The sequence below is a fragment of the Pseudomonas sp. FP2300 genome (assembly GCF_030687595.1).
Lineage (GTDB): Bacteria > Pseudomonadota > Gammaproteobacteria > Pseudomonadales > Pseudomonadaceae > Aquipseudomonas > Aquipseudomonas bijieensis.
Window position 1 is genome coordinate 4,657,898 of the sequence record NZ_CP117440.1, and the last position, 17,541, is coordinate 4,675,438.

The following is a 17,541-nucleotide window of genomic DNA, read 5'->3' on the forward strand; positions in this document are numbered from 1 at the left end:
CTCCTGCGAGACATTCATAAGTTATGAGGGGCGACGTTCGCGGGGAGTTCCAATGATTCTCAGTAGCCGGTCATTTCCAGGTAACCCGTGCCGCCCTGGTTGCCATGCAGTTGCACCGGTCCTTCCCAGTAGGGGATGCGCAAGTTCATCCAGGCATTGGGATTCAGCGCGTGGACAGTAATGTCGAGTTGCTTGCCGGGGATCTTGATGGCCCAGCCTACCGGCATCGAGCGCCCGGCGACCTTGGCGGTGTCCAGGGGTTGCAGGCTGATTTCCCCGGCGCGCAGGGTTTGCGCTTGGCCCTGGGCGTCGATCCAGGTGCCCGTGAGGTACGGCGCACCGTCCTTGTGGCGCATGCGGTAGAGCATCAGGTGCTCGCCGTTGTCCAGGTGCAAGGAGAACCAGTCCCAACCGGTCTGGTTGGCGGTCAGGGGCTGGCTGCTCCATTCGCGGTCGAGCCAGGCCGGGCCGCTGACCGCGTAACGCCGGCCGTCGATCTCCAATTCACCGCTGGCCTGGAAGAACGGCTGGCTGTAGTAGTACGACGCTTGCCCCTGTTCGGATTTCTGGCTGAAACCTTGATCGCCCTGCAACACCAGCGGCCGGCTCGATGTGAGCCGCAACGCATAGCTGAAGCGCGGGTCGCGAGCCTTCAACTGCATGTCCGCCAACGGCTCGGCCCCTGAAACCCGGGTGCCGAATTGCCAGTCGTCGATCCAGGCATCAAAGGGCACCGCCTGCACCCCGGCCTGCCCTACCCCACCTCGGGCATAACGCTCGGCGGCATGGTGCACGGTGGCGGATGTGACCGCAGCGTGACCGAGCCAGATCGTCTGGTTGCGCCAGCCGCTGGCCTGGGGCGCGGCATCCAAGGCACTGCGAAACAGCGTCCACTGCACACCGAAATCACGGCCCTGGGCATCCTTGAGATTGGCGGTGACGTACCACCACTCGATGCGAAAACCTTCATGAAGGCCATGATCGGTCGGAAAACTGAACAGCCGCCCCGGCACAACCGGCGTGAACGCGACAGCCTGGTCGCCGAGGCCGGCAAAGCCCTTTTGCGCCGGCGCCGAGTCATCACAACCGCTGAGCAACGCCAGCAACAACACGCAGACACTAATCCTCATGGGCAAAGGTCCTCAGCAAATCCGCCGGCTGCGTGCGGTACAACGCGTACAGCGGCCAGGCCGATGCCAGTAGCGTGGCGAGCATCGCCAGGGCCAGCAACTGCACCAATTGCAACGGGAACACCCGCAGCGGCAGGCGCCAACCGAAGGCCTGCACGTTGATCACCGCGTCCAGGCACCAGGCCAGGGCGATGCCCAGCGGCAACGCCAGGACCAGGGTCAGCAGTGCCAGCAACCAGGTCTGGCCGAGATTGAGCAACATCAACTGCCGGCGCGTCACGCCCAGCGCCCATAGCGGCGCCAACTGACCGAGGCGACTCTGGCTCTGGGTCAGCAGGCTGATGAACAACGCCACCCCGGCCACCGCCAGGGTCAGGCTGTTGAGGGCGGCGGTGGCGGCGAAGGTGCGTTCGAACACCTGGGTCGACCAACCCTTGAGCCGGGCTTGATCGACGATGCGGCTGTCATCCAGGCTGAAGCGGCCTTGCAACGCTGTCAGTAGCGCCGGGATCGCGGGCGGATCGATACGCAGGTTGAAACGGTTCGGTGTCAGGTTCGGCCAGTGCGCCAGCAAGTGATCGGCATTGACCAGCACATGCCCCTTGGGATTGCCGTAGTCGGCGTAGATCCCGACGATGCGCAGCAACCATGGCCCCTGCGGCGTCGGCAGGGTCAACTGATCGCCGATGCTCACCTTGAGGCGTCGGGCCAGTTGCTCGCTGAGCATGAGGGTATCGGCGGCCGCCAGTTGCTCCCACGGTTTGTCGCCGGCCGATTCCAGCAGCGGCCAGTGCTGGCGATAGTGGGGATGATCGATGATGCCGTGGATATCCGTCGGCCAGCCCTGCAACGGGACCGAGATTTGCCAGAGGGGAACGACGGCAGTGATCGCCGGTTGCTGCTTGAGCCAGGCGTGCAGTTCGTTCGCCTGGGCCGGGGTTTGCGGATTGATGTACAACTCGGCGGTCAGCCGTTGTTCGAGCCAGTTACTGAAGGTCTGGCGGAAACCGGCGGTCATGCTGCCGGCACCGATGTTCGCCGCCAGCGCCAGCAACAACGCCATCAACGCCAGGCTCAACGTCGGTAATTGCTGGCGGCAATCGGCGAGAAACCATTGTCCGAGTACCGAGCGGCTGCGACGCGACAACAGGTTCAGAGCGCTGTTGAGCAACACCGGCAAGGCCAGCGCCGCCCCCAATAGCAAGGCCGTCATCAAGACAAAACCGCTGGCCAGATTATCGCCCCAGATCAACGCCGACGCAGCGATCACCCCGGCCAGTGTCGCCACCCAACCCTGGCGTCGCAACCAGCGCGCATGAGCCTGATGCCAGGCCTGGGGATTGGCCAGCGCCAGCAAGGGCAGACGCGCGGCCCGCAGCAAACTGTCGGCCCCGGCTAGCAGCGCACCGAGCAGGCTCAGGCCGACGCCGCTGAGCCACCACCACGGGCTGAGGTTCAACTGCCCGGGCACTTCAGCACCGTACAAGCCCCGCAGACTTGCCGCGACATCGGGCAACAAGAGGCTCGCCAGCCAATAGCCGCTGAGCACCCCGGCGATGCCCCCCAGCAACGCCAGCGCCCCCAGTTCGAAGACCAGGCTGGTGATCAGCACCCGCGCACTGACGCCACAGGCCCGCAGGGTTCGCAGTAAGCCACGACGCTGTTCCAGGGCCAGGCCAATGGCAGCGTGGACAATGAACAGCCCCACCACAAAGGATAAAAATCCCAGGGCGTCGAGGTTCAAGTGAAAGCTTTCGGTCAGACGCGACAGATTGTTTTCTTCATCGGCGCGCTTGAGTTGCAACCGACCGTTGAATGCCTCCGGCAACGCCGCACTGAACGTGGCGGGCAACAGCAATCGCGACAGCTGCTCCGGCAACCCGAGCACCTGCTGGGCAAAACCAATGTCCATCAACAGCACGCCCGGCGCCATGTCCACTTGGGCGTGCAGCGGCGGCAGGGATCGCCCATCGACCGTCCGGGGCCGATCACCCTCGCCCATGCCCAAGGCTTGCAACGTCTGCGGGGCGATCCAGGTGCGGCCGGGATCGCTGAAAAACGCCACCACCTCGGTCATCTCCCGCGCCTGCCCCACCAGCGCCGCACCAGGGGGCAGCGACACCGGATCGATCCCCATCAATTGCAGGCGCTGCTCCTCGTGGCCCTCGAGCATCACTCGCGCCTGCAACACCGGCGACACCGGCCAGCCCTGGCGCCGCAGATCGACAAACCATTGCTGAGCAAACGTGCCGCCGCCGGGTGCACTGAGGCTGACCTGGGGTTCGCCGCCAATCAGTTGGCTGGCCCGGGCGTAGCTGTCCCGGGCCTGACTGTTCAGCGCTTGCACGCCGGTTAGCAGACTGGTGGCGAGCCAGAGCCCGGTCAATACGCTGAAAAACTGCACCGGGTGCTGGCGCCAGTGACTGAGCAACGCCTTGAGGGTCTGCCGAAAGATCATCAACCCTGGGCCACTTCAGCCAGGCGACCGCGCTGCAACACCACCCGATGGGCCAGGCGCGCCGCCACCCGGGGGCTGTGGGTCACCATCAGCAGGCTGGTGGAGCTGCCATCCAGCAGTTCCAGCAGCAGTTGCAGCACTTCGTCGCTGGTGGTTTCGTCGAGGCTGCCGGTAGGTTCGTCGGCCAGTAACAGGGGCGGTCGCGAGGCCAGCGCCCGCCCCAGCGCGACCCGTTGCTGCTGCCCGCCGGAAAGCTGTTCCGGATAACGCCGCAGCAAGTCTGCAAGCCCTAGCCGCTGCACCAGATGGGCCTGCCAGACAGGATCATAGCGCCCGCACAGACGCGCCTGGAACGCCAGATTGTCCTCCACCGACAGGCTGCTGATGAGGTTGAACTGCTGAAACACCAGACCGATTTCCGTACGCCGCCAGTTCGCCAGCTGGCTTTCGCTCATGCCGTCGAGTCGGTATTGGCCACTGCGGATACTGCCGCCATCGACCTTGTCCAGCCCGGCGACCAGATGCAACAAGGTGCTTTTGCCGCTGCCGGACTCTCCCATCAGCGCCAGACTGCTGCCGGGCGGCAATGTCAGGTCGATGCCTTGCAACACCGGCAACGGGCCCTGGGGAGTGACGTAGCTTTTGAAGACTTCGCGCACTTCAAGCATGGAAAGGCTCGATGGATAAACATGAGGCTCAGGATAGCGGAGCTTGCCCGCGAGGGCATCGGCACATCCAATATCGATGCACTATCGCGAGCAAGCTCAGCTCCCACAGGGGATTTGTGGGGTCCGCGATGCCGGTGAACGACCCGCAAAAAACTGTGGGAGCAAGACTTGCCCGCTCCCACAGGGATCACTGCCCCGCCGCCATCTGCGCTTGCGTCGGCCCCGGTGTGACGATGTGGTTCAGGTCGATGTGTTTCCATTCAGGCACAGCCCCCAACCGTGCATTGAAGCGGTAGTTGAAGGTGAAGGCGTCGTCGGTCGGCTGGCTCAGGGACTTGCCATAGATTGCTTCAATCCCGGCCGGATCGTACCCCATCAACTGCAACAGCGTCGGGAAGATGTTGTAGTGGCTGGAACGGTCTTTGTTCTGCGCCCAAGCTTGCTGCCAATCCAGGGTGTGCGACTGCGCGCCCTCTATCACCACCAGCGGCACCAGCCCCTCTTCCGCCACCGGGTCGCCGTCGCAATGGGTGTTGAGCCCCGGGTTGCCGCGCTCGTGCAGGTCCTGGCCGTGATCGGAGGTGTAGATCAATACGGCACGACTCAAATCAGCCTGCTGGAAGATTCGTTTGAAGAACTCACCGACATTCCACAGCAACGTGTTCTGGTAGGCGTTGCGGTACAACACCCAGTCGTCCTTCTGGCCATTGAAGCCGTCACGCAGGCCGGTGTCGGACACTTCCTGGAACAGCCCTCGCGGCAAGGCCGGGCGGTAGTTCATGAAGTCGTCAGGGTATTTGTCGTGCACAGGGAAATGCGCGCCAACCTTATTGATCAGCACCAGCTCGGCGTGGTCATCGCCCAGCAACTCGATCAACTTCGCCGCCGCCGCCATGTCACGGTCGCGCACGCTGACCTGGTCGAATTGGATGAATTCGTCGATGTCCTGTTTCTCAAGGTCGGTCATCAGGTTCTGCAGGTTGCCTCCGGTGCGTTGGGCATCGATGTAGAGGGTGCGCAACCCAGCCTTTTTAGCGTACTGCCAGATCGACGGCAGGGTGCTGTTGATACGTATGTAGTCGGCGCGAGTACCGCCGTAACGCAGGGTGATATTCGTGTCGGCGCTGCAATTGGCGATGGAGGCCGCGTAACCGAAATTGATGACCTCCACGCCCGAAGGTGGCATTTTCAGGCTGGTGTACACACCGAACGGCGCGTTGATGTCCAGGTAGTTGCCGGCGACGCTTTCATCGATGATCAGCACAATGTCATGCTCGATGACCGAAGTTAGCCGCGCAATGCGCACCGGTTCCCGAGGACCCACGATGTTGTGCAGGGCCTCATAGATGAACAGGTTCAAATAGGCCAACGGCGTGTACATCACCGGCAGCCCGCGCGCGCCCTCGCCCGCCCGCATGAACAACACAGCACTGAGCAACAGCACGCCAAGCAATGGCGCAGCAACTGGCAGAAAGCCTGGCAACGGTAGCCGTCGGCGAGGCTTGAGTCCGATCCCCAACAACAGCAACACACCAGCGGCCGCCGCCCTGATGATCACTTCGCGGTACTGATAGGCCGCCTCCTGGATGAACCCACCGGAGTACACCAGCGACACGAACTGGCTGTAGGTCAGGTAGCTGTCGGTGACCCGGGTGTACACCTCGAAGAACACCGCCGAGGCAAACATCACCAGCGCGAACAGATGCCGCACCAGGGCCGGGCGGATGTACGCGCTCATCCACAACGCCACCACCAACACCACGAACATCGCGCTGTACAACAGCGTGGGGAAACCAAAACCCAGCGCCTGCAGACGATCAAGGTAATAGTCGTACCCCCGCACCAGATACAGCACCAACAGCAGTTCCTTGAGGTATCGGGCCATGTCGATTTCGACTCTATCGCGACGTTGGAAAGGGGTTCGTTTTCTGCACACTAGCAGGGGGTTTCCAAAGTGCAAGAAAGGGATAAACGTCGCACGCGTCAAAAAAAAGTTACCCCAAAAATGACACGAAAACACGTCGCAAAATGTAAAAGCCTATGGATTGCTACCGTTTATCGCTTTGTCAAATTCCCGTGAAGCCCAATAAAACAGCCACTTTTCTAAGACACTCAATAACTTGATATCAAAAGGCCCGACTCCACTTGAATTGCCAACAGTGACAACTGTCATTTTGCTGACACGCTTTCCTGAAGCTGCGCTATACCCCTCTAAACAGTTTCATCCGAGTTACATCATTCGGTCTGCGAGGCGCGCCAAAAATGGACGTGAGCGTATTTGGTACGGGGTATGTCGGGCTGATCCAGGCGGCCGCAATGGCCGACGTCGGACACCGCGTTTTGTGCATCGATATCGACCTGAACAAGATCCGGCAACTGCAACAAGCCGTACCGACCATCAGCGAACCGGGGCTGTCCAGTTTGCTCGAAGACAACATCAAGTCCGGACGCTTGTCGTTCAGTTCTCAGGCCAGCGACGCGGTCAACCATGGCGAGCTGATTTTCATCGCCGTCGGCACCCCCGCCGATGAAGACGGCTCCGCCGATCTCAGCCATGTATTGAGCGTCACCCGGCAAATCGCCGACTTCATGGACAGTGACCGCACCCTGATCATCAAGTCGACGGTGCCGGTGGGCACGGCCGACAAAGTGGCCGAATGCGCGCGCCAGGTCCTGGAGCGCCGGGGCCTGAAAAAACTTGCCGTGCGCGTGGTCTCCAACCCCGAATTTCTCAAGGAAGGCAGCGCCCTGGCCGATTGCATGCGCCCGGACCGGATCATCGTCGGCACCGCCGACCCGCTGGCCCGCGACCAAATGACCGAGCTCTACGCGCCCTTTTGCCGCAACCACGAAAAACTGATGTTCATGGACAACCGCAGCGCCGAACTGACCAAGTACGCCGCCAATGCCATGCTCGCCACCCGCATCAGCTTCATGAACGAACTGGCCAACCTCACCGAACGGCTCGGCGCCGACATCGAGGCGGTGCGCAAGGGCATCGGTTCGGACCCGCGCATCGGCTACCACTTCATCTACCCCGGCTGCGGCTTTGGCGGCTCGTGCTTTCCCAAGGACCTGCGGGCCTTGCTGCACACTGCCGAACAAAGCGGCATGCCACTGCGCTTGCTGCGCAGCGTCACCGACGTCAACGACAGCCAGCGGCACATCCTCTTCGAGAAACTGGCGAAGCAATTCCAGGATGGCCTGGCGGGCAAGTCGATTGCCATCTGGGGCTTGGCGTTCAAACCCAACACCGATGACATGCGCGAAGCCCCCAGCCGCTACCTGATGGAAGCGCTGTGGCGCGAAGGCGCCCGGGTCCAGGCCTATGACCCGGAAGCCATGTCCGAATGCCGCCGCCTCTACGGCTATCGCAAAGACCTGAACCTCTGCGCCACCCGCGACGACACCCTGGAAGACGCCGATGCACTGGTGATTTGCACCGAGTGGAAGAATTTTCGCGTAGTGGACTTCGACCTGCTGGCCAGCAAGTTGCGCGCCCGGGTGATCATCGATGGTCGCAACCTGTACAACCCCGAACACCTGGCCGCCGCCGGGCTGTTGTATCGCGGCATCGGTCTGCGGCACACCGTGCCGGGCACCCCGGCGTCAGGGCCACAAGCGTGAACATCCTGGTCACCGGCGCAGCCGGCTTCATCGGCGCCCACGTTGTGCTGCGACTGCTGCGCGACGGCCATCGAGTATGCGGGCTGGACAATTTCAACGACTACTACGACCCGCAGCTCAAGCACGACCGCGTGACCTGGGTGAACGATCAGGCCGGCGAATTCCCCCTGGCGCGGATCGACCTGGCCGACGCGCCGGCCATCGACGAGCTGTTCCAGGCCCGACGCCCCGACGCAGTGATTCATCTCGCGGCCCAGGCGGGTGTGCGCTACTCCCTGGAAAACCCGCAGGCCTATGTCGACAGCAACATCACCGGATTCCTGAACATCCTGGAAAGCTGCCGCCGCTATCCGGTCAGGCACCTGATCTACGCCTCCTCAAGTTCCGTGTACGGCGCCAACCCGCGCACGCCTTATTCGGTGCAGGACAACGTCGATCATCCGCTGTCGCTGTACGCGGCCAGCAAAAAAGCCAACGAGCTCATGGCCCACAGCTACAGCCACCTGTTCGGTATTCCTTGCACCGGCCTGCGGTTCTTCACGGTGTACGGCCCTTGGGGTCGGCCGGACATGTCACCGATCCAGTTTGCCCGCGCCATCATCGAAGACCGTGTGCTGCAACTGTTCAATCACGGCGAACACCAACGCGACTTCACCTACATCGACGACATCGTCGAAAGCATCGCCCGCCTGATCGAACGTGCGCCCCAGGTCACGCCCTTGCTGGATCACGAACAACCGGGCCCTGCCACCAGCCGCGCGCCCTGGCGGATCTACAACATCGGCGGACAGCACCCGGTGGCGCTGCGCACCTATGTCGCGCTGCTGGAAAAACACCTGGGACGCACCGCACGCGTCGAGCTGCTGCCCCTGCAAGCAGGCGATGTGCTCAACACCTGCGCCGATGCCAGCGACTTGGCACGGGCCACCGGCTTCAAGCCGGGTATCGAACTGGACGACGGCCTAGGCCGCTTCATCCAGTGGTTCCTCGAGTATTACCTACGGCCTGCCCACGCGCCGCTTGCGGCCCAACCTCAGCGGAGGAGTCTATGACCCGACATGAGCAAATCATTACGATCAATACCCCTGGACGCGACAAGCGTGTCGATCCCGACCACCGCAGGCGCCTGGACGCGGCCATCCACCGCCAGGGCCGTGGTTGGTTGACCGGTCGCGACGGCGGCCGGCCCTGGACGGTCTCACGTACCAACCGCGTAGTGGCCAGCCTCGGCGCCCTGGCGATCCTGCTGGTGTTCTGTCCACTGCTGCTGGGCCTGGCGCTGCTGGTCAAGTTCTCCAGCCCCGGCCCCGTGCTGTTCGTACAGAAGCGCACCGGTTATCGCGGCCGGGTCTTCGGCATGTACAAGTTCCGCACCATGGTCGCCGATGCCGAGGCCCTCAAGGAGTCGCTGCGCCACCTCAACAAACACGGCGCCGATGCCATCGATTTCAAGATCGACAACGACCCGCGCATCACGCCCATCGGCCGGTTCCTGCGCCGCAGCAGCCTCGACGAACTGCCGAACCTGATCAACGTAGTGACCGGCGACATGCGCCTGGTGGGCCCGCGGCCGACCTCGTTCAACGCCTATCGCTACAAGGACAATCACCTTGTGCGCCTGAGCATCTACCCCGGCATGACCGGTCTGTGGCAGATCTCCGGGCGCAGCAATATCGACTTCGACCAGCGCGTGGAATTGGACCTCAGCTATATCGCTGAACAAAGCCTGTGGCTGGACTTGAAGATCCTGATGCTTACCCCCTTCAAAGTTTTCAGCGGCCACGGAGCGAGTTAAATGGACGGTTCAACGAATATCCTGACCATAGCCAGCCCGAGCGAGACCAACCTGACCTCGACCGTGCTTGACCCGGATCTGCGGATCCTTCTCATGACAGCCGCCAACATCGGCACCGGCACGAGCACCAGCGCCATGGCGCTCGCCGCTCAACTGGCGCAGATGAGCAACGGACGGGTGTTGCTGGTGGATGCGAGCCAGTCGCCGCACAACCTCAGCCACCAACTGTTGCTGCAAAAAGAGCGCGGTTTCAGCGACCTGCTGTTCAACACCCTCGCCCCACCGCTGTTGCAGGACTGCGTGGTGCAGGTTTCCAGCCTGCCCTTCGACGTGCTGCCCAATGGCCGCCTGGGGCATAACGCCGACCGCCTGAGCCCCGAGCGACTGCGTCCATTGTTCAGGCAACTGGCGGCGCAGTACCGCTTCGTGGTGATCGACGCCGACGCGGTGTATTCGGCCAGCGACACACTGGTCATCAGCACCCAGGTGGACGGCGTGGTGCTGGTGGTGCGTGGTGAGGATACCCGCTGGGAAGTGGCCCAAGCCGCCCGGCAACGCTTGGTCCAGGCGGGCGCGAAGGTAGTCGGCAGCGTGTTCAACCGACGCAAGTACTACATGCCCAAATGGCTCTACAACAACCTGTAAGCCCGCAAAAGGATGACGAGATGAACGCCAGAATGCTTGTCCTGCTGTTGCTGCCGCTTGCCGGTTGCTCCAGCACCACCGATACCCGTTCGATGCCGGTGCAGATCCTCACGGCCGCGCCAGCCAACGCCCAAGCCACCGACATGCCCAGGGTCGAACAGACCCTGAGACCCCAGGACGTGCTGGATGTGATTTTTCACATCGACACCACCTCTTCCCAGGCTTACCGCGTGCAGCCGGGCGACCAGGTTGCCCTGAACTTCACCGCTGCCAGCCAACTCAACGGCACGCAACAGGTGATGCCCGACGGCAGTATCGAACTGCCGGGAGCCAACACCTCGGTGAAAGTCTCCGGCCTGACCACCGAAGAGGCGCGCCTGGCGGTGCAGCAGGCCTACAACCAGAAGATGCTGTTCCAGCCCAATCGCAACCAATTGACCGTAATGGTGACCAGCCCGCTGTCCGGCGAGACGAACCTGCGTAACACCTTGACCCACCCTGCCACCGGCATGAGCCGGGAAATCATCGTGGGCCGGGATGGCTACGCCAGCTTCCCGGAAATCGGTGCCGTCCCGTTGCAAGGCATGACCGTCACCCAGCTGGAGACCTTCCTCAATGAGCGCTATGCCCAGCTACCCGGCCACATGACCGTGGATGTGCTGCTCAAGTCCACCGGTGGTAACGAGATCTATGTCCTCGGTGAAGTGGCTCAACCCGGTTCCTACCCTATCCGCCGGCCGATCTCCGTTCTCGAGGCGCTGACCCTGGCCCGGGGCACGAACGTCAAGGCAAGGCTCGACTCGGTGGTGATCATGCGGCGCAACGGCAATCAGGTTGAGGCCCGCCACTACGACGTGGAGAAGGCCCTGAGCGGCGACGCCTCGCAGATCGCCTACCTGCAACCGGAAGACATGCTTTTCGTGCCCAAGACCGGCCTGGCCAAAGCCGGTGAAATGGCCCGGCAACTGGCCGATGTGGTGCTGTTCCAGGGCATTGGCGTCAGCCTCGGCTACGACCTCGACAACAAAAGCAGCGACAGAAACTGACCCAGGTGATCGATCATGAACCCCAAGGAAAACTATCTGCACGAGTTCTTCAGGATCTTCTTCGCCAACAAGCAGTGGGTGAAGCGCGTCTTCCTGATTTTTGCCGTGATCGCCCTGGTGCTGCCGTTGATGCTCAAGCAGAGTTTCGATATCACCGCCCAAGTGATCGTCCAGTCGAAAAAGCTCTCCCAAGGCGACGCCACGACTTCGCTGAACCAGGAAAACGCGACGTTCGTTCCACCGTCCCTGGCGGACATGGAAACCGAGAGCAACATCCTGCGCTCGCCGGCGTTGATTCGCGAAACCATCAAGACCCTGCGCGACCAGGGCGAGTACACCCCGAGCCCGGGCATCCTCAACAAGTGGGTGAGCGAACCACTCAAGCGCTACGTCACCCAGCCGTTGCGTGAGTACGTCATCAATCCGCTGCGCGACGGCTTGGGGCTCGAGGTCGATCCGGTACGCGACACCGTGCTCGATACGCTGACCGACGAGGCCATTGACAACCTGAAGATCGAGACCTTGCCCGGCTCCAACGTCATCTCCATCGTCTACAGCTTCGGCGACCCGGCCCAGGGCACTCGGTTCGTGGCGCAACTGCTGGAAAACTACCTCACCGGTCGCCAGGACCTGCAATCGATAGAGTTACCCCAGACGTTCTACGAGCAGAAAAAAGTCCAGTACCAGACTCGCCTTGACGGTTTGGAGGGTAACCGCCTGACGCTGCTTGAAGGCGTCGGCTCATCCGATCCCAAGGAAGAAATCACTTTTCGCTTGAATGCGATCAACACCGAGGAGCAGGCCCTGAACCTGTACCAGGACCGCCTGCTGCAAGGCCAACGCTGGCTGGATTACCTCAAGACCAGCCTGGCGGCGGCGAACAGCTCGCGATTCAACGACTACACCTTCCCGTTCACCTTCACCACCACCGTGGACAACGTTGCCTTCGACGATCGGGAAATCAGGCAAATGGGCGAGCAATTGACCAGCCAGGTCAGCCGCTACATGAACGACCTGGCGATCTTCCAACCCGGCAGCGAACCGATGTTGCTGGCTCGCGAGCAGATCGTGCGCACCCGCCAGCAATTTCTCAAAGTGGTGAACAACCGCATCCAGGAACGCACCACCGACCTGGCGGTGGTCAGCTCGGTGATCAAACAGAAAATCGAACGTATCGCCGCCTTCAAGGAACGCATCCACCAACTTCAGGAAACCCAGAGCAAGCTGCGGCAGATGGACACCGAAATCAACGCCCTGCATGCGGCATTCTCCACCTATGCCCAGCGGTTCGCCGAAGCCAGCTCTACTCGCTCGCTGGACAACGACCTGTCCAACGCCCGGGTCCTGAGCCCGCCGTTCGAACCGACCACCCCGGCCTTTCCCAAGCCGATGCTGATTATTGTCTTCGGCATGTTCTGTGGCCTGCTGCTGGCGATCGCCCTGGTCTATGTGCGTGAGTTCTTCGACCATCGCTTCAAGCATCCGGCGCAAATCGGCCACCAATTGGATCTACCGGTGCTGCTGGTGATCAACGAGCAGTCGCCCGAGCAGGTCAACCCGCACCGCAACTGGAGCGTGCCCAGCCTTGTCCATTGGGTGAAAAATTGAACGCGCCGTTCAGCCAGTCCCAACGCAGCCTCCCCCTGTCGATCATTCATCTGCTCGGCAGCGGTGGCTTCTATGGGGCCGAGCGGATGCTGCTCGATCATTGCGTGGCGACACCCGGCCAGCATCAGGTGCTGTTCCTGGGGGCGCCGCCGACCTTGATCACGCGGTTCCGCCAGGCTGGGATCGACTGCCACCACTGCGCCAGTTGGCCCGAACTGTTGCAGCATCTGCGGCAACGGCGCGCCGAGCGCCCGCTGATCAATACGCACAACTTCAAGGGCCTGGTGTTCGGCTGGGCCGCAGCGACCCTGTTGCACCTGCCGCTGGTGATCACCCAGCACGGTTTCACGCCACGCAGCCCCAAACAACGTTTCTATACGTGGTTGAGCCTGCAACTATGCCGCACCGCGCCAGTCAAGCGAGTGGTGTGCGTGGCTGAGTGCATCGCGGCGCTGCACCGCCAGGCCAGCGTGAACGCGGAAAAACTCGACGTGATCCCCAACGGCCTGCCGGCCGTCACGACGCCGCTGCCTCATCGCGACGACAGGCAACGCTGGCGGGTCGGCTACGTCGGCCGCTTGAGCAGCGAGAAAGGCCCGGACCTGTTCCTCGATGCGATGATCCCGCTGTGTCAACGCCATGCGTCGCTGCACGCGGTCATGCTCGGTGATGGCCCGGAACGCCAGCCCTTGCTCAAGCGCATCGTTGACGCCAATCTGCCCACGCGCATCGAATTGCCCGGTTATCAGACGGACATGAACGACTGGTGGAGCCGCCTCGATGCACTGGTGATCAGTTCACGCACTGAAGGTACGCCAATGATCCTGCTCGAAGCCATGCAGGCCGGCGTGCCCGTGGTAGCGTTCGGCGTCGGTGGCATTCCCGATGTCTTGCAGGACCGTCACAACGGCCTGCTCGCCACGCCAGCCGACAGCGAGGAACTGGCCCGCCAGATCGAAACGCTGTTCAGCGAACCGCCCCTGGCGCGGATCCTCGCCGACAACGCGCGCCGCACCCAACGCGACCGCTACGACCTGCGCACGCTGGCCGAACGCTGGTCGCAACTCTATATCCGCACGGCGCGGGAGGCTCGGCCATGATTGTCCCGCTCTCGATCGTCAGTCTGCTGGGGCTGGTGTGCCTGGCATTGCTGGCCAGTCCTTATCCGTTTCTTGCTCCGGGTGCGGTGCTTGGGCTGGTGGGCGTCGCCATGCTGTACCGCAAGCCCGGCTGGGGTTTGCTGGGCATTGCCGCACTGCTGCCGCTCGAACGCCTGTTCAAGGACAACGTGTTTTCCGGCAGCAAATTCCTCGGCGTGGCGCTGATCCTGATCCTGATGCTGCAGCTGGCCTTGCATCAGATCCCTGCGACGCGCTTGCGTAGCAACATCTGGAAGCCGTTGCTCGGCTTCATGGTGTTGTATGGCCTGAGCCTGTTGATCTCGGAAAACATGGAGCAGTCCCTGATGCATCTGCGTGAACTCGCAGTCGGGCTGATTCTGTTCGTGATCACGTTGTTGATCGGTCGCGAGCTGAACCTGGAGATGTTCGCCCGGCTGATGACAGTGAGCGTCGCCACGACCTGCGTGCTCGCGATGTTTTCAGCCAAATACCAGGATCAGGGGCGCGCCTCGGGTTTGCTGGAAGACCCGAACGCCTTTGCGCTGTTGATTGCGTTTACCATACCGCTGGCATTGCTGTTGACCATACGCAGCCAGAACCTGCTGCACCGGTTGTTCTGGGCTGGCGGTGTCATCCTGTTGTTGGGTGGAATGACCAAGACCGAATCGCGCTCAGGACTGGTCGTGCTGCTGCTCACTCTGATGATCGGGTTGTATCACTATCGGGCGCAGCTACCACGCGTGCGTCCCCGGCACCTCGGGTTCGCGATGCTCGGCCTGGCACTCATGGTCCCGGCGACAATCGCCTTGATGCCTGCCGGCTACGTGGCACGCATCCAGACATTGAGCATCCTCAGCTCCGGCACCAACGACCACAAGGACGGATCCTTGGGGCGCCGCGCCTCGTACATTGTGGTGGGCAGCCAGATGATCCGCGAGAAGCCGATACTCGGTTCAGGCCCCGGGACGTTTCCGGAGCACTACGCCCCCACCGGCTACGCCAAGGCGTTCTCGGCCAATCGCAAACGGGGGGATCTGTACCGCGAGGCCCATAACACCTACCTGGAAATCTTCAGTGAAATCGGCGTACCAGCCGGCTTGATGTTTGTCGGCATGATTGGGCTGGGCCTCTACAACCTGGTGCGCACGCGCCAACTCTGGCTCCAGCGTCGGGACTGGGCCCAGGCGGACCTGTTGACGCACCTGGGCATGAGTTTCCTGTCGCTGGCGCTGTTCCTGATGTTCCTCAGCGCGCCGAACCACAAGTTACTGTGGATCATGCTCGCCTTGACCAGCATATTGCGCTACGACGCCGAACAGGCCGCGCCGCGGGAGGCCCGTTCATGAGCCGCATCAGTATCGTCATTCCGATGTACAACGAGGCCCGGCATATCGCCCGCACGCTGCTCGCCGCACAACGCGCCGCCAATGCCGCCAACCTTGCGTGCGAGTTGATCGTGGTCGACAACGGCTCGCAGGATCAAGGCCCGGAGATTGCCCGGCAGTTCGGTGCGCAGGTCCTGGTGATTCCAGGCGTGCCGATCGGTGCCCTGCGCAATCGCGGAGCGCAGGTTGCCACCGGTGAATGGCTGGCCTTCATCGACGCCGACATCGAAATGCCCGAGGACTGGCTGACGCATTTGCTGGCGTTGGAGACCGCAGACATCGCCGACGTCTTCGGCCTGGATCTGTACACCCCCGCGCAGGCCCCCTGGTACGCCACGGCCTGGCATCGGCGGACCTCGCTCCCCTCGCGACATACCGTGCAGCGCGTGGATTGGCTGCCAACCGCCAACCTGCTGATGCGCCGCCATTGGTTCGACAGGACCGGCGGGTTCAACGAGACGCTGCGCACCGGTGAGGACAAAGACTTGACCCTGCGCCAGACGGCCAAGGGCGCACGATTACTGTCGGTCAATGAATACACCGCCCTGCACTGGGGCTACGAAATGAACTGGCGCGAGTGGATGGGCAAGGAATTGTGGCGCCAGGGCAGTCTGGTGCAGTTGCTGCGTACCAATGGCTTGAGCCTGCGCCTGTTGCGCTTCCCGATGTTGGCCGTGCTCGTCTGGCTGCTGGACTTCCTGGCGATCTGCGCGCTGGCCACTGGCGCTCCTCAATATGCACTCATGATGGGGCTGTTGACGACCGTGCCGGGGTTGGTGCTGAGCTTGAACCAGAGCCACAAGCACCGTAACCCGTGCCTGACCCTGCAGCTCTGGGGCCTGCACTGGGTGCGCCTGCACCTGGCCGGCGTCGCGCTCATCCTCAGCCTTTGTCATTGGAAAGCAAGGAGGCCTGCCCGTGGCTGAGTTCATTTTCTGGTTGTGCCTGTTACTGCCGGTGTACGCCTACCTGGGTTACCCATTGCTGCTGACGCTCGCCGGGCCATTTTTTCCCAGGCTCAGGCCTGAGCCTCTGCCTGCGCAACGGGTCAGTGTGATCGTTGCCGCGCACAACGAACAACGCAATATCGAGAACAAACTGCGCAATCTGCTGGCCCAGGACTATCAGGCCGCCAGCCTGCAGATCGTTGTCGCCAGCGACGGCTCCACCGATCAGACCGTGGCCCTGGCGCGCAACTTCGAAGATCCGCGCATCGAGGTGCTCGACCTGCCGCGCCAAGGCAAGAACAGCGTGCTCAACGTCGCGGTCAGTCATTGCACGGGCGATATCCTGGTGTTTACCGATGCTGATGTCCACTGGCTCGACGGCACGCTTGAACGCCTGCTGGCGCCGTTTTCCGATCCAGGGGTCGGCGGTACTGTCGGCAATATGAACATTCCCGTCCCGGGCTCAGGCCTGAGCGTGGGCGAAAGCCTGTACCGTCACTACGAAGCCTGGCTACGCCGAGTGGAAAGTCGCACCGGTTGCACGGTCTCGGCCGATGGTGCGCTGCAGGCGTTGCGCCGCGAGCTGTACCAACCGATTCCAGCCATGGTCAACGACGATTTTTTTATCAACACCTGCGCACCGGTCACCGGCAAACGCGTCGTCTACGTCGACGACGCCAAGGTGCTCGATCAAGGCGTGGACGAAGCCGACCGACAGTTCAGCCGCCGCCAGCGCGTCACCGTCGGCGGCCTGATCAGCCTGGCGGCCCGGCGTGAGCTACTCAACCCGCTGTGTCATGGCCTGTACGCCATCGCATTGATTAGCCACAAGCTGATCCGCCGGCTGGCGCCGGTGCTGTTGCTACCCCTGCTGGTGGCCAACCTCTGGCTGCTCGATGAGCATGGTTTCTATCGCCTGACCCTGTCTGCCCAGCTACTCGGCTACACCTTCGCAGTGGCCGGCCTGCTGGACGTGCGTCATCGCTTGCCCAGACCGTTTCGGCTCGCCGCGTTCGTGCTGGTGAGCCTGGCCGGCATGGTCGTCGGCCTGTGGCAGTTCTTGCGCGGGCATAGCTACAACCAATGGAATCCCGATCAGACTCGATGAGGC

14 protein-coding genes are annotated in these 17,541 nt (G+C 62.4%); 10 read left to right on the forward strand and 4 right to left on the reverse strand.

Features of this window, described 5'->3' with window-relative positions; translation table 11 throughout:
• Positions 1-59: 59 nt before the first annotated feature.
• The 4 genes from PSH86_RS20515 to PSH86_RS20530 all read right to left on the reverse strand — a co-directional run bounded on the left by PSH86_RS20515 (position 60) and on the right by PSH86_RS20530 (position 6,141).
• Entirely contained in the window at positions 60-1,130 is a 1,071-nt protein-coding gene (locus PSH86_RS20515; protein WP_305484601.1) for a lipocalin-like domain-containing protein, read from the reverse strand.
• Positions 1,120-3,588: an FtsX-like permease family protein gene (locus PSH86_RS20520; protein WP_305484603.1), complete on the reverse strand. Its 2,469-nt coding sequence runs from the start codon at positions 3,586-3,588 to the stop codon at positions 1,120-1,122. The genes PSH86_RS20515 and PSH86_RS20520 overlap by 11 nt, the downstream gene beginning before the upstream one ends.
• Positions 3,588-4,256, reverse strand: coding sequence for an ABC transporter ATP-binding protein (locus PSH86_RS20525; protein ID WP_109754654.1), 669 nt, complete (start codon positions 4,254-4,256; stop codon positions 3,588-3,590). Before PSH86_RS20525 ends, PSH86_RS20520 begins: the two co-directional genes overlap by 1 nt.
• A gap of 187 nt (positions 4,257-4,443) precedes the next feature.
• Positions 4,444-6,141, reverse strand: a complete 1,698-nt coding sequence (locus tag PSH86_RS20530; protein ID WP_305484605.1) for a sulfatase-like hydrolase/transferase — start codon at positions 6,139-6,141, stop codon at positions 4,444-4,446.
• A 377-nt stretch (positions 6,142-6,518) separates the two neighbouring features.
• On the opposite strand from PSH86_RS20530, the gene PSH86_RS20535 reads away from it, so the two are divergent.
• The 10 genes from PSH86_RS20535 to PSH86_RS20580 are packed head-to-tail and all read left to right on the forward strand — an operon-like array spanning position 6,519 to position 17,538.
• Positions 6,519-7,883 (forward strand): UDP-glucose/GDP-mannose dehydrogenase family protein, encoded by a 1,365-nt coding sequence (locus PSH86_RS20535; protein WP_116832955.1) that lies wholly within the window; start codon positions 6,519-6,521, stop codon positions 7,881-7,883.
• Entirely contained in the window at positions 7,880-8,935 is a 1,056-nt protein-coding gene (locus PSH86_RS20540; protein WP_232199670.1) for an NAD-dependent epimerase, read from the forward strand. The genes PSH86_RS20535 and PSH86_RS20540 overlap by 4 nt, the downstream gene beginning before the upstream one ends.
• Positions 8,932-9,678, forward strand: coding sequence for a sugar transferase (locus PSH86_RS20545; protein ID WP_305484607.1), 747 nt, complete (start codon positions 8,932-8,934; stop codon positions 9,676-9,678). Before PSH86_RS20540 ends, PSH86_RS20545 begins: the two co-directional genes overlap by 4 nt.
• A complete protein-coding gene (locus PSH86_RS20550; RefSeq protein ID WP_163857796.1) occupies positions 9,679-10,323 on the forward strand; it encodes a CpsD/CapB family tyrosine-protein kinase in 645 nt (214 codons plus the stop codon).
• Positions 10,324-10,343: 20 nt separating this feature from the next.
• The gene (locus tag PSH86_RS20555; RefSeq protein WP_163857794.1) at positions 10,344-11,369 is read left to right on the forward strand and encodes a polysaccharide biosynthesis/export family protein; all 1,026 of its coding nucleotides are present in this window, start codon (positions 10,344-10,346) and stop codon (positions 11,367-11,369) included.
• Between the two features lie 15 nt (positions 11,370-11,384).
• Positions 11,385-12,977 carry a Wzz/FepE/Etk N-terminal domain-containing protein gene (locus PSH86_RS20560; protein ID WP_163857792.1) on the forward strand — a complete coding sequence of 531 codons (1,593 nt, stop codon included), beginning with the start codon at positions 11,385-11,387 and terminating at the stop codon, positions 12,975-12,977.
• Positions 12,962-14,077: a glycosyltransferase family 4 protein gene (locus PSH86_RS20565; RefSeq protein ID WP_370873682.1), complete on the forward strand. Its 1,116-nt coding sequence runs from the start codon at positions 12,962-12,964 to the stop codon at positions 14,075-14,077. Before PSH86_RS20560 ends, PSH86_RS20565 begins: the two co-directional genes overlap by 16 nt.
• Complete coding sequence (locus PSH86_RS20570; protein ID WP_305484610.1) at positions 14,074-15,444, forward strand: O-antigen ligase; 1,371 nt, start codon at positions 14,074-14,076, stop codon at positions 15,442-15,444. The genes PSH86_RS20565 and PSH86_RS20570 overlap by 4 nt, the downstream gene beginning before the upstream one ends.
• Entirely contained in the window at positions 15,441-16,409 is a 969-nt protein-coding gene (locus tag PSH86_RS20575) for a glycosyltransferase (RefSeq protein WP_163857786.1), read from the forward strand. The genes PSH86_RS20570 and PSH86_RS20575 overlap by 4 nt, the downstream gene beginning before the upstream one ends.
• Positions 16,402-17,538, forward strand: coding sequence for a glycosyltransferase family 2 protein (locus PSH86_RS20580; protein WP_305484612.1), 1,137 nt, complete (start codon positions 16,402-16,404; stop codon positions 17,536-17,538). Before PSH86_RS20575 ends, PSH86_RS20580 begins: the two co-directional genes overlap by 8 nt.
• The last annotated feature ends 3 nt before the right edge of the window (positions 17,539-17,541 follow it).